General features: G+C 61.5%; 11 protein-coding genes. 9 read left to right on the top strand and 2 right to left on the bottom strand.

The genetic code is table 11. The annotated features are described in order from the left end of the window. Positions 1-58 precede the first annotated feature (58 nt). The 8 genes from uvrC (at position 59) to OZY47_RS04270 (ending at position 10048) form a co-directional block, all read left to right on the top strand. Positions 59-2644, top strand: coding sequence for an excinuclease ABC subunit UvrC (uvrC, locus tag OZY47_RS04235; protein WP_277177124.1), 2586 nt, complete (start codon positions 59-61; stop codon positions 2642-2644). A gap of 181 nt (positions 2645-2825) precedes the next feature. Further along, on the top strand, positions 2826-3929 hold the full coding sequence (locus OZY47_RS04240; protein WP_277177125.1) for a shikimate dehydrogenase: 1104 nt from the start codon (positions 2826-2828) through the stop codon (positions 3927-3929). A 59-nt stretch (positions 3930-3988) separates the two neighbouring features. After that, positions 3989-4876: an RNase adapter RapZ gene (gene rapZ / locus OZY47_RS04245; RefSeq protein WP_277179151.1), complete on the top strand. Its 888-nt coding sequence runs from the start codon at positions 3989-3991 to the stop codon at positions 4874-4876. 159 nt (positions 4877-5035) lie between these two features. Next, a complete protein-coding gene (gene whiA / locus OZY47_RS04250; RefSeq protein WP_277177126.1) occupies positions 5036-5995 on the top strand; it encodes a DNA-binding protein WhiA in 960 nt (319 codons plus the stop codon). Between the two features lie 240 nt (positions 5996-6235). Next, positions 6236-7441, top strand: coding sequence for a phosphoglycerate kinase (locus OZY47_RS04255; protein ID WP_277177127.1), 1206 nt, complete (start codon positions 6236-6238; stop codon positions 7439-7441). A 197-nt stretch (positions 7442-7638) separates the two neighbouring features. Then, a complete protein-coding gene (gene tpiA, locus OZY47_RS04260; RefSeq protein WP_277177128.1) occupies positions 7639-8442 on the top strand; it encodes a triose-phosphate isomerase in 804 nt (267 codons plus the stop codon). A gap of 308 nt (positions 8443-8750) precedes the next feature. Next, a complete protein-coding gene (gene secG / locus OZY47_RS04265) occupies positions 8751-9002 on the top strand; it encodes a preprotein translocase subunit SecG (protein WP_277168286.1) in 252 nt (83 codons plus the stop codon). 257 nt (positions 9003-9259) lie between these two features. After that, positions 9260-10048, top strand: a complete 789-nt coding sequence (locus OZY47_RS04270) for an alpha/beta fold hydrolase (RefSeq protein ID WP_277177129.1) — start codon at positions 9260-9262, stop codon at positions 10046-10048. A 239-nt stretch (positions 10049-10287) separates the two neighbouring features. On the opposite strand, the gene tal is transcribed toward OZY47_RS04270, so the two are convergent. Together tal and tkt are read right to left on the bottom strand one after the other, a co-directional pair. Next, positions 10288-11391 (bottom strand): transaldolase, encoded by a 1104-nt coding sequence (tal, locus tag OZY47_RS04275; RefSeq protein ID WP_277177130.1) that lies wholly within the window; start codon positions 11389-11391, stop codon positions 10288-10290. Between the two features lie 112 nt (positions 11392-11503). Beyond that, the gene (tkt, locus tag OZY47_RS04280; RefSeq protein ID WP_277177131.1) at positions 11504-13603 is read right to left on the bottom strand and encodes a transketolase; all 2100 of its coding nucleotides are present in this window, start codon (positions 13601-13603) and stop codon (positions 11504-11506) included. Positions 13604-13905: 302 nt separating this feature from the next. Here tkt and hrcA point away from each other — a divergent pair, with 302 nt between their 5' ends. Continuing rightward, entirely contained in the window at positions 13906-15018 is a 1113-nt protein-coding gene (gene hrcA / locus OZY47_RS04285) for a heat-inducible transcriptional repressor HrcA (RefSeq protein ID WP_277177132.1), read from the top strand. Positions 15019-15030: the final 12 nt, after the last annotated feature.

Genomic DNA, 15030 nt, shown 5'->3' on the forward strand with positions numbered 1-15030 from the left:
GGCAGCATAATAGAACATACATCACATGGCATCATCGCGAAGGACGGAAAGGCGGCCCATGACATCCGAGGCTGGGGAACCCAACGAGGCGGGTTGGCGGAAGACCACCCGCAAGCTGGGGGACACCCGCGACCTTTTCCGTCCCGCGACCAAAGACATTCCGACTGACCCGGGCGTCTACAAATGGCGTGACGGCGACGGCCGTGTGATTTATGTGGGCAAGGCCAAGAACCTGCGCAACCGCCTGACCTTCTATTTCCAGCCGCTGCACCAGCTGCACCCGCGCACCCAATCCATGGTACTCACCGCGCGCAGCCTCGAATGGACGGTGGTCGGCACCGAGCTCGAGGCCCTCACCCTCGAATACACGTGGATCAAGGAATTCGATCCACGCTTCAACGTCGTCTTCCGAGATGACAAGACGTATCCATATCTGGCCGTCTCGTTGGGTGAGAAATACCCCAGGGTATGGGTCACCCGCAACCGCCAGCGCAAAGACACCCGGTATTTCGGTCCCTATGCGAAGGCTTGGGACCTTCGGCATAGCCTCGACCAACTGTTGAAGGCCTTCCCGGTACGCACCTGCTCCAAGAACGTGTTTCACCGCGCCCAGATGACCAACCGGCCCTGCCTGCTGGCCTCCATCGGCAAATGCTCGGCGCCCTGCGTCGGACGCATCAGCGAGAAGGACCATCACCGCATGGCCGAACGCCTTGTCGGCGTGCTCACCGGCCGCTACGGCACCTCGTTCATCAACACGCTCACCAAGGAGATGAAAGAGGCCAGCGCCGAAATGGAGTTCGAGAAGGCGGCCCGGCTGCGCGACCAGATCTCCATGCTCAAGACGGTCTCCGAGCAGAACGCCGTCGTCTTCGACCAGGACGTGGACGCCGACGTGTTCGGCATCGCCTCCGACGAGCTCGAGGCCTCCGTCCACGCGTTCTTCGTGCGTTCCGGGTCGATTCGTGGCGAACGCAACTGGAGCGTGAAACGCGTCGAGGACATCGACGACAGTGAGTTGATCTCCGACCTCATCACTCAGGTCTATTCCGACATGATGGGGGAGACGGCCAGTGAGGTGCGCACGCCGCTCAACCTGCCCAGCAACGGCGAGGATCTGCTCGAGAAGCAGGACGAATCGCAAAACAAGATCACAGACGATTCCAGTGATGTCGACAGCCAAGAAGAATCCGCGTCCGACGAGCCGGGATCCTCTGCAAACGAGGCGGCAGGCACCGACGCCATCTCCATCATCGAACGTCGCGACGCCCTTGGCGCCACGCAAAGCGTCACCGCCACCGACAGCCTTTCGCGCGCGCAGGCGACCCGCACAAGACGCGAACGTCAGATGCAAACCGGACGCAGCGATCTGCTCGCCCCGATCTCGCCGATACCGCGCGAGGTGCTGGTGCCCATCATGCCAGCCCGTCATCAGGAACTCGAGCAATGGCTCGGTGAGCTCCGCGGTTCAGCGGTGACCATCCGCGTGCCCAGCAGGGGCGAGAAACGAACGTTGATGGAGCGTGCGAACAACAATGCCAAGCAAGCGTTGCAGCGCAGCAAGCTCAGCCGAATCAGGGATATCGGCACACGAACGCGTGCGATGAACGATGTGGCCAAGGCCCTCGGTCTCAGTGAGTCGCCACTGCGCATCGAAGGCTACGACATCTCCAACACCATCGGCGGCATCTTCCAGGTCGCCTCCATGGTGGTCTTCGAGGACGGCATCGCCAAGAAATCCGAATACCGTCGCTTCGCCATCCGTGGCAAGGACGGCAAGGGCGCACTTGACGATCTGAGCGCATTGTACGAGACGTTGACCAGAAGGTTCAGGCACGGCAACATCGCCGGCGACTCGGGCGAGAGCATCGACAACGAGAAACGCATCAAGGAGCTGGCCCAGAAAGCCGAGGCTTCGCAATCGGAGACGGAGGCGTCAACATTAAAAGCTTCCGAGGCTTCCGAAATTGTTTCGTCGATCCCGGTGACTTTAAGCGCATCAGACGGCGCTAACAACAGAATCACCGATGCAGAGGCCATCGTCCAGCAGAACACCCAACCGCGCCATTTCGCCTACAAACCGAACCTCATTGTCGTCGACGGCGGCAAACCGCAGGTGGAGGCGGCGGCCAAGGCCCTGCAGGATTGCGGTGTCGACGATGTGGCGGTATGTGGTCTGGCCAAGCGTCTCGAGGAGGTGTGGGTGCCTGGCGACGATTACCCGATCATCCTCAAACGTCAATCAGAAGGCATGTATCTGCTCCAGCGTGTACGCGATGAGTCGCACCGCTTCGCCATCACCTACCATCGCAAAACGCGTCGCAAAGGCGCTCTGCGCTCGGCCCTCGACGACATCCCCGGCGTGGGCGAGGTCTACCAGAAGAAACTGCTGCGCGCCTTCGGGTCGGTCAAGCGCATGCGTGAGGCCGATATCGAGGATCTCAAGGCGGTCAACGGAATCGGCGAGGCCAAGGCCGAGGCCATTTTCAACGCCTTGCATCCCAAAGGTTCGCCGGACCATCCTGAATCCAATGACAACTCGGATGAGGATTCCAGCCAAGCCTCGAAAGCATCCATCGAAAACCAGCCCGAAAACGTGACAAAGATAACGAGGGAGTCCTCCACGAAAGGAGCCTCCGCATGATGACGCTTCTTCAACGTGCGTTCGACGGAACTCGAACCCTCATTGATTCGTTCGCGCGGTATGGTCTTTCAGTGGTCGGCATTGTCCTGAAACCGCCTAATAGGCAACGCTTCATGGCAAGTCAGGCACCTTCTTGTCCCAACATCATTTTCCCGTGTCCTAACGTTCAAAGGAGCAACGAATGACAAGCCCCACCCATCAATGCGCCGTGCTGGGCAAGCCGATCGCGCACTCGCTTTCGCCGGTGCTGCACAACGCCGCATACGAGTTTCTTGGCCTGCCGAATTGGAGTTACACGCGCGCGGAGGTCGGCAAGGACGATCTTGCCGGGTTCCTCGAGCAATTGGACTCCACCTGGTCTGGCCTAAGCCTCACCATGCCTTTGAAACGCACCATCATCCCGTACGGCCCCACCTGCGACAAGTGGTCGTCCACGCTGCAGGTGGCCAACACAGCAGTGTTCGACTGGTCGTCAGCGGGAGAAGGCGCGAAGCCCGGCATCCGCCTCTATAACACGGACGTGGATGGCATCAGACACGCTTTTGGCCACGCCTTCGACCAGCAACGCTCAGATTCCAAACAAACAGGTGGCAGCGAAGAAAAAACCACCCACGCAAGGCATCGCCGTAAGGGTTTCAAGGCGGTGATCCTGGGCAACGGCAACACCGCGCTGTCCGCACTGGCGGCCTTCACCGAACTTCAGATGCCCGGATTGGGCGGCCTCTCCTCGGTGACCGTCTGCGCCCGCAACGAGTCCAAGAACACGGCGTTGCAAGAGCTCGCCGGCAAATATGCCGACCGATTCTCCTTCGAAACCGCACCGTTGACGGAGGCTTGGAGTTACCTGCCGGAGGCCGATGTCGCCGTCAACACCATTCCCGGCCTCGGCGCCGACGACGCGGCCCAAAAGCTCGAAGATGCGTTGCGGGGGAGCGGCGCCCACATCTCAGGCACCCTGCTCGACGTGGTCTACGATCCGCGGCCAACCAAGCTGATGAAGACATGGAATGCCTTCGGTGGCACCATCATTGGTGGCGAGGAGATGCTGCTTTACCAGGCCATCGACCAGGTGCTCTTGATGACAGGCATCCGTGCACCGGGCGAACCCTATGACGCCAACTCGAGCCAGAAAAACCAGCGAATCACGGCTTCCACCGGCGCTCACTCTCTATTCGCCGCAGGTACGGCCGAGAGTAGTATGGCAGACAGATGGAAAACGGATACGGCGGGTTCGTTCAAGGGTTTGGAACAAGCCATGAGAACGGCCCTGCGGGAGGCATTGTGAGTTCAAACGAGAGTGGTTCCGCCAAGAAGGCGACACCGTCGAATCAAGCCCCCGAGGCGATCCGCCCCGAGCCCGCCAGCCAGTTCGAGGTGCTGCTGATCACCGGCATGAGCGGCGCCGGCCGGTCGCATGCGGCCGATTGCGTGGAGGACATGGGCTGGTACGTCGTCGACAACCTGCCCCCGAAGCTCCTGATTCCCTTGGTCGACATGATGACCTCCTCGGGTTCCAAGGTTCATCGTCTGGCCGCCGTCATCGACGTACGCTCCCGCACGTATTTCGACGACCTTTCGGCCGTCCTGAGCCACTTGGACGACTTGGGCGTGCGCACGCGCATCCTCTTCCTCGACGCCAACGACCGCGAGCTCGTGCGCCGCTACGAGTCCGTCCGTCGCCCGCATCCGCTCCAGCGCGGCAACCGCCTGATCGACGGTATCCGCGAGGAACGCGAGCTGCTCTCAAACCTCAAGGCGCGAGCCGACACTGTCATTGACACCTCGTCGCTGAGCATCCACCAGCTTTCCACGAAACTCTATGAGGCCATGCTGGGCGCGGGCCCCTCGACGGTCTCCGTGCACATCTTCAGCTTCGGTTTCAAATACGGCCTTCCGCTCGACGCCGATTTCGTCGCCGACGTCCGCTTTCTGCCGAACCCCTATTGGGTGCCGAGCCTGCGCGAGCTCAACGGCTCGGACAAGCCGGTGAGCGACTACGTGCTGGGCAGCGACGGGGCGCAGGACTTCCTGGACGCCTACGAAAAAGTGATCCTCATCGCCTTGAAAGGATACGCCCAGGAAGATAAGCATTATGTTACTATTGCTGTCGGTTGCACGGGTGGTCAACATCGTTCGGTGGCAATGAGCGAAGCGTTGGCTCAACGGCTTCAATCTCATGGTCTTTCGGTCACGGTCTCGGCCCGCGAACTTGAACACCACAAGAGGCATTGAGTCGAAATTTTTCGATCTTAGCTATAAATAGTCAATCGGCTTCGATTTGTTGCATCTTGTCCAAGTCGTTCGATATGACAGATAGCCGTAGACTTGAAAGATTTATCTGCCGACGGTTTCATTGGACTTTAGGAAGAACGGGAAGTAGGAGGTTGGGCTTTGGCTCTTCTCAACGACGTCAAAAGCGAGCTGGCAAGTTTTGATTCGGATCTTCCGGCCGCGAAAATGGCGCAGGCGGCCACCATGATGCGATTCGGCGGCGGGCTCCGTCCGGTGAACCACAAGGCCGTCATCCACGCCCAGTTCGACTCGTTGGAAGCCACGGAATGGCTTCGTTCCACCATCGCCCACTATTTCCAGCGCGAGGCCAAGGTCAGCAAGGTAACTCGCCAAACCCCCACCGGCATCATCCAGCGCTATGACCTTCTGGTCGAGCATGGCGCCACGGCCCTCGCCCTGCAGACCGGTCTGCTCGACCGTCGCATGCGCCTGGTTCCCGGCCTGCCCGCCGAGGTGATCAGCGGCAACATCGCCCAGATCAAGGCCGCATGGCGCGGCGCTTTCCTGGCCCGTGGCATCATCTCCGACCCGGGCAAAGCGAGCTATCTCGAGATCATCTGTCCGACCCACGAGACCGCGACAGCCCTGCAGGGAGCGGCCCGCAGGCTCGGCATCACCGCCCAGACCCGCAAGGTCCGCAGCTCCGAGCGCATCACGCTCCGTGACGCCGACGCCATCGAGCGCATGCTCAACCTCATGGGCGCCCCGCGTTCCGCCCGCGAATGGACCGGCAAGCGTTCTGACGGCGAGGCCCGCGGCAAAGCCAACCGTCTGGCCAACTTCGACGACGCCAACATGCGCCGCAGCGCCAAGGCCGCGGCCGAGGCCACGCAGAAGGTGCACCACGCCTTCGAAATCCTCGGCGACGACATCCCGCCGAACCTCAAAGCCGCCGGCGACCTGCGCCTCAAGCACACCGACGCCAGCCTCGAGGAGCTTGGCCGTCTGGCCGATCCGCCCATCACCAAGGACGCCATCGCCGGCCGCATCCGCAGGCTGCTCCAGCTGGCCACCAAGACCGAGAAGGCCCGGAAGGCAAAGTCCGAAGAGGACGCCTGAGCGGCTGTTCCCATGTATGAATATGCCGGCAAAAGACCGGTTTCATAGGGCCAGTATTGCTGGAAAAGCTATGTTAACGTTCACATAACGCTTGGAAATCATCCCCGAAATCGAGGTTTTCCAAGCGTTATTGTTAGTCGATGCCTGTAGAATGTGACTTGTTAGACATCATCATTCATCGCGCTTTCCACCCCAAGCAGGTAGTGTGGGGCGGCGAAACAATGAGACGAAAGGAATTCCATGAAGACACTGAAGGATCTTGGAGATCTCAAGGGCAAGAAAGTCTTGGTTCGCGCGGATTTCAACGTTCCGCTCAAGGGAACCACCATCACCGATGACGGCCGCATCCGCGCCGCCCTGCCGACCATCAAGCAGCTGCGCGCCGATGGTGCCAAGGTCATCCTGATGGCCCACCTCGGCCGTCCGAAGGGCAAGGTCGTCCCGGAGCTCTCGCTGGCCCCGGTCGCCAAGCGCCTGGGCGAGCTGCTCGGCATCAACGTTCCGCTGGCCGCCGACACCTACGGCGATGACGCCAAGGCCAAGGTGGCGGCGATGAACGACGGCGACGTCGTCCTGCTGCAGAACGTGCGCTACAACCCCGAAGAGACCAGCAAGGACGACGCCGAGCGCGCCGCCTACGCCAAGAAGATCGCCGCCCTGGGCGACGTCTTCGTCTCCGACGGCTTCGGCGTGGTCCACCGCGCCCAGGGCTCCGACTACGATGTGGCCGCCGACCTGCCCAGCGCCGCCGGCAAGCTCATCGAGAAGGAAGTCAAGGCCCTCTCCCGCGCCACCGAGAACCCGGAGCGTCCGTTCACCGTCGTGCTCGGCGGCTCCAAAGTCTCCGACAAGCTGGGCGTCATCAAGAACCTGCTCGACAAGGCCGACCGTCTGCTCATCGGCGGCGGCATGGCTTACACCTTCCTCGCGGCCAAGGGCTACGAGGTCGGCACCTCGCTGCTCGAGAAGGACCAGATCGAGACCGTCAAGGGCTACATGGACGAGGCCAAGAAGAACGGTGTGGAGCTCATCCTTCCCGTCGACATCGTGGTCAACAAGGACTTCCCCGACGGCACCGCCCCGGTCAACCCCAAGGTCGTGGACGCCGACAAGATCCCGTCCGACATGATGGGCCTCGATATCGGCCCCAAGACCCAGAAGCTCTTCCACGACAAGATCGTCGACTCCAAGACCGTCGTGTGGAACGGCCCCGCCGGCGTCTTCGAGGTCGAGCAGTTCCAGGCCGGCACCAGGGCAGTGGCCCAGGGTCTGGTCGACGCGACCGCCAAGGGCGCCTTCACCATCGTCGGCGGTGGCGACTCCGCCTCGGCCGTGCGCAACCTCGGCTTCCCGGAGGATGGCTTCTCGCACATCTCCACCGGCGGCGGCGCCTCCCTCGAGTTCCTCGAGGGCAAGAAGCTCCCCGGCCTGGCAGTGCTCGAGTAATCGCCTCGTACAATGTCGCGGGTGTGGCGCGGCGAGGGCGCGTAGCCTGAGTACGCTACACTGGTAGTAGGAATGTTCGCGGACATGCCGTTTGGTATGTCCGCGTTTTTCATGAAAAGCCGTCGCCGACGCCGAGCCAAGGCCGTCGCGGCGGCTTGACGCGGGTAAACCTCGATTCCGGGTTGGGAAGGAAAGCAATGTCCTCTGCACGTATTCCGTTGGTGGCAGGCAATTGGAAGATGAACTTCGATCATCTCGAGGCCACGTATTTCGTGCAAAAACTCGCATGGCTCCTGCGCGACGCGCATTTCGACTACAAAAAAGTCGAAGTGGCGCTTATGCCCACCTTCACCTCGATCCGCAGCGTTCAGGTGCTCATCGAGGCCGACAAGCTCAAGATCAACTACGGCGCCCAGACCGTCTCGGTGACCAACCAGGGCGCGTTCACCGGCGACGTCAACGCCGATATGCTCGCCCAACTTGGCTGCAAATATGTGATCGTCGGCCATTCCGAGCGCCGCAAATACCATCCCGAGGACGACGCCAACATCGTTGACCAGGTGCGCGCCGTGCTCACCGCCGGCATGCAGCCGATTCTGTGCGTCGGCGAAAGCATGGAGGAGCGCCGCAAGGGCATCGAGCTGGATTTCGCCGTCGGGCAAGTCCACGACGTCACGCGCGATCTTTCCGACGAGGAGGCCTCGAAACTCATCATTGCCTACGAGCCCGTCTGGGCCATCGGCACCGGCCTGGTGGCCACCCCGCAGACCGCGCAGGACGCGGCCAACGCCGTGCGCAGCGACCTCACCAAGACCTTCGATAGCAAGGTGGGGGAGAGCGTGCGCATCCTCTACGGCGGCTCCGTATCGTCCAAGAACGCCGTCGAGCTCATCAGCCAGCCGGATGTCGACGGGTTCCTCATCGGTGGCGCCTCGCTCGACGCCGACGAGCTGGCCAAGATCTGCAGGCTCACGCTCAAGACCGTCACGTCCCGGCGATAAATTTGGGCTGAAGCGGTTGTGCCAACTGGCATTGAATCCACGAGTGGATGTGCGATTGAATGCGAGACGTTCGTCCTGGTTTGGCAATCGCTTGATGGTCGAACGCGAACGTCGGCAAAGTGTCACGGAAGCACTATTCTTTCGGGCGTTGAATATTATTGGCGTTCGTCGTATTCATCCCTGATTTGTCACCAGTGAATGGTGTAGGACGCTTGGAAAGCCAACGGCAAACGTACCGTTCCGTTCTCGGCACCTTACGCTAGACTAATTCCAGAAAGTTTTTCATTGGAGGTTCAACTGTGTCGACTATGGCAATCGTTAAGCTGGTTCTGCAAATCATTCTGGTCATTTTCAGTGTCCTCCTGACGCTGCTCATCCTCATGCACAAGGGCAAGGGCGGCGGCCTCTCCGACATGTTCGGCGGCGGCCTCACCCAGAACGCCGGCACCTCGGGCGTCGCGGAAAAGAACCTGAACCGCTGGACGGTCATCATCGCGCTGCTCTGGGTCGCCATCATCATCGCCCTCGGTCTGATGACCAAGTTCAACCTCATCAAGTGAGTATCTAGTCTTTCAAAGAATGCGTTTCATGCCGGTTCATGAAGCGCATTTTTTTCATGTCGTTTGATATTTGCAAAAATTATTCACCAACGGATGCGGTATCGGTCGAATACCAATAATCCACGGCCTTTATTCTTCGACATTGAATGGACGCGAAGATCTTATAGAGGCATCAGGTGAGTTTCCGACTTGGCCAAAACACACGATTGACACCGTCCACCACATAAACTCAAAACATATATTAAAGGAAGTACAACATGACGCAGCCTGAAGCGTACACGGTCGTCAAAGGGGAGGGGCTGCCCATCATCATCGCCCACGGCATGGGCGTCGACCACCGTTCGCTGATGATGCTCGACGACGCTTTCCCCGACGGCACGCAGCGTATCTACATGGACCTGCCCGGCTACGGCCGCACACCCGCGCTCAACGGCGTCGGTGGTTTGCAGGAGCTCGCCGACTGGTTCTACGACGAGGTGAACCGCCTGGCCGACGGCAACCGTTTCGCCCTGCTCGGCAATTCGATGGGCGGCGCGCTAGTCCGCGATACGTTGTCCCGTGAACCGAAGCGCGTCGCCGGCATGGCGTTGATCGCGCCCGTGGTCGATCCGGTCATGTCGCATCGCCACTTGGCCGATCATATCGTAAGTGAGCCCAATCCCGATTTCACCCACAGTCTTCCGCAAGACAAGGTCATCGATTTCGTCACGATGGGCGTCAACCAGTCCTTCGACGCCTGGCGCCGCTACCAGCGCTACATCCTCCCCGGCACCAAGCTCTGCGACCGCGAGGCCAACGCCAGGCTGGGCCAGCGCTATTGGCTTGACAACGACCCCGAAGAACGTCTGGGAACCTACACCGGGCCCACCCTGATCGTCACCGGCAAAGAGGACCAAATCGTCGGTTACGAGGACCAGCGTGCACTCCTCCCGCACTACCCAAACGCCACCTACAAGGTCATCGACCCCGCCGGCCACAACATCCACATCGACAACCCCACATCCCTAAAGCCCCTCCTAACAGCCTGGGCCACCCAGCTCCTCTAACCCCCGCACGTTTTCTATCGCTGAATTGAATTCAGCGATAGAAAACGCACACCTCCACATTAGGATCCCGCTAGCACCAACAACCTCATTGTTGTTAAAGCCCTTGTGAGAAAGAGTCTCCTTTGGCATGAGTAGACCCCTGGAATTTGCGTTGTTGCGGCGTAAGACATGGCCGAGCGGCCAAGGAGCGTCCGCAACAACGCAAATTCCAGGGGTCTACGACTACCCGTTAAAGGGAATCAGCCATTGACTCGGTCGATTCCGGCCTGGGTGTCGGCGAGCACCGAATCCCAGGAGGCGATGAACTTGGCCACGCCGTCGGCTTCGAGCTGGTCGGTGACATCCTTGATGTTGATGCCGAGGGCGGCGAGCTTGTCCATGACGGCCTGGCTCTCCTCATAGGTGCCTTCGATGCTAGGCTTGCCGTCACCGTGGGCGGCGAGGGCGTTCAGCGTCTTTTCCGGCATGGTGTTGACGACGTCGGGGGCGACGAGTTCGTCGACGTACTTGCAGTCGGAGTAGGCGGCGTTCTTGGTGCCGGTGGAGGCCCACAGCGGACGCTGCTTCTTGGCGCCCTTGGCCTCGAGCGCGGGCCAGCGGGGATCGGAAGCGAACTTGTCTTGCCACATCTTGTAGGCGAGGCGGGCGTTGGCCACGGCGGCCTTGCCCTCGAGCGCTTTGGCCTCGCTGGAGCCGTTCTGCTCGAGCAGCTTGTCGACCGCGGTGTCGACGCGGGAGACGAAGAAGGAGCCGACGGAGCCGATGTGCTTCAGGTCGTGGCCGTTCTTGTCGGCCTGGACCATGCCCTCGATGAAGGCGTCCATGACCTGCTCGTAGCGCTCGAGCGAGAAGATGAGCGTGACGTTGACGGAGATGCCCTTCGCCAGGGTGGCGGTGATGGCCGGCAGACCCTCGAGGGTCGCCGGAATCTTGATCATCGCGTTGGGGCGGTTGACCTTGTTCCACAGGATCTCCGCCTGCTTCTCGGTGTTCTCGGTGTCGTGCGCCAGACGGGGGTCGACCTCGATGGAGACACGGCCGTCGACGTAGTCGCTCTTCTCGGCGACGTCGCGGAAGATGTCGGTGGCGTTGCGCACGTCGGTGGTGGTGAGCTCGCGCACGGCGTCATCGACGTTGATGCGGCCCAGCTCCTTGAGCTGCGCGTCGTAGGGGCCGACCTGCGAGAGCGCCTTCTGGAAGATGGAGGGGTTGGTGGTCACGCCGACGACGTTCTTGTTGGCGATGAGATCCTGCAGATTGCCCGACTCGATGCGGGTGCGGTCCAGGTCGTCAAGCCAGATGGACACGCCCGAATCGGTGGTACGCTGTGTTGCTTCAGTCATATTTTTCTCCTTATTCCAAAATCATTGGAAAGCTTGGTATTTGGTGGCGCGGCCCGTGGTGTTCATGTATTCATGAATCCGATCCATGGACCGCGCCAAGTCAGCCTCACGCTCAGGCGCGGGCCTCTTCGATGGATGCTTCGGCGGCCTCGACCACGTGCTCGGCGGTGATGCCAAGGTCGATCATGTTCTGGGCGCCGTCGCCCTGCAGGCCGAAACGCTCGATGGAGATTGGCTTGCCGTAGCTGCCGAGGTACTTGTACCAGGGCTGGGCCACGCCGGCCTCGATGGAGACACGGGCACGAACAGACTTGGGAAGCACGGCCTCCTTGTAGTCGTCGTCCTGCTCCTCGAACCATTCCATGGACGGCACGGAGACCACGCGGGCCTTCACGCCCTTGCCGGCGAGCGTCTTGGCGCCCTCGACGGCCCACTGGACCTCGGAGCCGGAAGCCATGATGATGACATCAGGCTCGCCATCAGTGTCGACGAGCACGTAGGCGCCCTTGCGCACGCCCTCACGCGCCTTCTCGGCGGTCTCGGGGAGCGTCGGCACGCCCTGGCGGGTGAGAATCATCGCGGTGGGCAGCGTGTTCTTCTTCTCGAAGAAGTAGCGGTAGGCCTCGGCGGTCTCGAACTCGTCGGCCGGACGCACGACCTCCATGTCGGGCATGGCGCGGAAGGCCGCGAGGTGCTCGATGGGCTGGTGGGTCGGGCCATCCTCGCCGAGGGCCACGGAATCGTGGGTCCACACGTAGAGGTTCGGGATCTTCATCAGCGCGGCCAGACGCACGGCCGGACGCTCGTAATCCGAGAACTGGAAGAACGTGCCGCCGTAGGGGCGGGTGTCGCTGCCGAGCAGGATGCCATTGGTGATGGCGCCCATGGCGAACTCGCGCACGCCGAAGTGCAGCTGGCGGCCATACTCGCTGGCCTTGGGCCAGGTGCGGGTCTCGTCGGCCTTGGGGCCGAAGGTGGAGGCACCTTCGATGTCGGTCTTGTTGGAGCCGGCGAGGTCGGCGGAGCCGCCCCACATCTCGGGCATCACGGCGGCGATGGCGTTGATCACCTGGCCGGAGGACTTGCGGGTGGCGTTCTTGTCGCCGACGGCGAAGCTTTTCTCGAGCTTGTCGATGGCCTCGTCGAAGCCTTCGGGCAGCTTGTGGGCCTTGATGCGGTCGTAGAGCTTGGCCTTGTCGGGATTGGCGTCGCGCCAGGCGGCGTACTTCTCGTCCCACTCCTTGTGGGCCTCGAGGCCACGGTCGGCGACCTTGCGCGCGTGGGCCAGGGCCTCCTCGTCGATGGGGAAGTCGACCGACGGGTCGAAGCCGACGGCCTTCTTGAGTCCGGCGACGGCCTCGGGGCCGAGCTTGGAGCCGTGGGCCGACTCGTTGTTGGTCTTGCCCGGGGTGGGCCAGGCCATCAGGGTGTCGACCTTGATGAACTTCGGGCGGTCGGTGACCTTGGCGGCCTTGTCGAGCGCCGCGGCGAGGGCCACGGTGTCTTCCTTGTAGGAGCCGTCGGGCTGGATGAAGCTGACCTCGTCGGTGTACCAGCCGTAGGCCTCGTAACGCTTGAGGATGTCCTCGGTGAAGGTGAGCTTGGTGTCGCCCTCGATCTGAATGTGGTTGGCATCGAAGATCACGGTGAGATTGCCGAGATGCTCGTTGCCGGCCAGGGAGCTGGCCTCGGAGGAGACGCCTTCCTCGACGTCGCCCTCACCGCAGATGACCCAGACCTTGTGGTCGAAGGGCGAGGTGCCCTCAGGCGCGTCGGGGTCGAGCAGGCCGCGCTCAAAGCGCTGGCCATAGGCGAAGCCGACGGCGGAGGCGAGACCCTGGCCGAGCGGGCCGGTGGTCATCTCGAGGCCCGGGGTCAGGCCGACCTCGGGGTGGCCCGGCGTGCGGGTGTCGGCGCCGCCGCGGAAGTACTTGAGGTCGTCGAGCGTGAGCCCGTAACCCGAGAAATAGAGCTGCACATACTGTGTCAGCGAGGCATGGCCGCCCGAAAGGATGAACCTGTCGCGGCCAGCCCAATGGGGATCGTTGGGGTCGTGCTTGATGTAATGCTGGTAAAGCGTGTAGGCGATCGGCGCCAAGGAAATGGGGGAGCCCGGGTGGCCACTGCCAGCCCTCTCGACAGCGTCAGCTGAGAGTACCTTCGCCATGTTGACGGCGCGCTCGTCCAAATCCGACCATGTGAAATCGGTCATAGGTTCTTACTTTCCTTCCAATATTTTGGGCATGGAAACCCGTCTTGTGACAGGCCCTAAAATCCCAAACATTGCGCTTTAATCCTAGCTTTTGTAGACGACGAGGAATCATGCTCAAAGCGTTTTTTGAATGCATATGTTCCGTTAACGTTAACAATGATTATCGTCGGATTTCGATGCGCCAAAATCCTCTGAGAGGAAAGTGATTAGCACTCACTTGTGGAGAGTGCTAATACAAGAGTATACTTATATATTCACGGATACATCAAGGGACGTAATCCATTGGCCAGGAAAGGAATCGCATGAGGCAATCACGTCGTATGTTGGTACTGCGTGCGGTGGTGGAGGATTACATCCGCTCTCAGGAGCCGGTCGGCTCGACCGCGCTTACCCGCAACCACAACCTCGGCGTCAGCTCGGCGACCATCCGCGCCGACATGTCGGCTTTGGAGAACGAGGGCTACCTCATCCAACCGCATACCTCGGCCGGCCGCATCCCCACGGAGCGCGGCTACCGCTATTTCGTCGACCGCCTGGCCACCGTCGTCCCGCTCAGCGAGGCGCAGCGCCGCGGCATCATCAGCTTCCTCTCCGGTTCGGTGAGCCTGCAGGACGCCTTGCAGCGCGCCGCCCGCCTGCTGGCCAACATCACCGGCCAGGTCGCCGTGGTCTCCTCGCCAGCGCTTTCCAAATCGAAGCTGCGCCGCATCGAGATCGTGCCCCTGACCTCGACGATGCTGCTGGCCGTGGTCATCACCGACGCTGGCTCGGTGGCCCAGCACACCCTCTCGTCGCCTCTGGTCCCAGATTCTCATACCTTGGCGGATTTCTCAGAGCTCATCAACCGTCAATGCCTTGACCTGCCGCTTTCGCAGGCCGCCAGACGTATCCGCACGATCGTCAACACCCGCGACAGCAAAAGCGTCAAGATGCTCGGCGAAGCGTTGGCCTCCACGCTTGAGCGCATGGCCAACGACGAGCGCTCCAGCCAGATGTACATGGCCGGCACCTCCGGCCTGGCCCGCCAGGAGTCCGTCGACAGCCTGAGGCCGCTCTTTGACGCGCTTGAGGAGCAGGTGGTCATCATGCGCCTGATGAGCGAGCTGAGCGAGGAGAACGCCGAGGTCGGTGTGGCCATCGGCTCCGAGACGCACACGCCCGGCCTGATGAACGCCTCGGTGGTCTCCAGTGGTTATGGCCATAGCGGCGGCACGACGTCGGAAGACGACCAAGACGACAGCGCGAACTCTGACTCGGACAAAGGCGATTCGAACACCAAGCGTGACGCCCCGGTGGCGTTCGTGGGCTCGATCGGGCCGACGCATATGGATTATGCCGCGACGATGACGGCGGTGCGAGCGGTGGCGAGATACCTCACCGAGCTGATCTCGCACGACGAGGCGAAGCCGGACTGACCAGCCTCGATG

The sequence above is a fragment of the Bifidobacterium sp. ESL0790 genome, from assembly GCF_029395435.1.
GTDB lineage: Bacteria > Actinomycetota > Actinomycetes > Actinomycetales > Bifidobacteriaceae > Bifidobacterium.

What these genes read in the sequence shown, in the direction of transcription:
- uvrC (WP_277177124.1), top strand. Translation starts at nt 59, where the DNA reads ATGACATCCGAGGCTGGGGAACCCAACGAGGCGGGTTGGCGGAAGACC.
- OZY47_RS04240 (WP_277177125.1), top strand. Translation starts at nt 2,826, where the DNA reads ATGACAAGCCCCACCCATCAATGCGCCGTGCTGGGCAAGCCGATCGCG.
- OZY47_RS04255 (WP_277177127.1), top strand. Translation starts at nt 6,236, where the DNA reads ATGAAGACACTGAAGGATCTTGGAGATCTCAAGGGCAAGAAAGTCTTG.
- tpiA (WP_277177128.1), top strand. Translation starts at nt 7,639, where the DNA reads ATGTCCTCTGCACGTATTCCGTTGGTGGCAGGCAATTGGAAGATGAAC.
- secG (WP_277168286.1), top strand. Translation starts at nt 8,751, where the DNA reads ATGGCAATCGTTAAGCTGGTTCTGCAAATCATTCTGGTCATTTTCAGT.
- OZY47_RS04270 (WP_277177129.1), top strand. Translation starts at nt 9,260, where the DNA reads ATGACGCAGCCTGAAGCGTACACGGTCGTCAAAGGGGAGGGGCTGCCC.
- tal (WP_277177130.1), bottom strand. Translation starts at nt 11,391, where the DNA reads ATGACTGAAGCAACACAGCGTACCACCGATTCGGGCGTGTCCATCTGG.
- tkt (WP_277177131.1), bottom strand. Translation starts at nt 13,603, where the DNA reads ATGACCGATTTCACATGGTCGGATTTGGACGAGCGCGCCGTCAACATG.
- hrcA (WP_277177132.1), top strand. Translation starts at nt 13,906, where the DNA reads ATGAGGCAATCACGTCGTATGTTGGTACTGCGTGCGGTGGTGGAGGAT.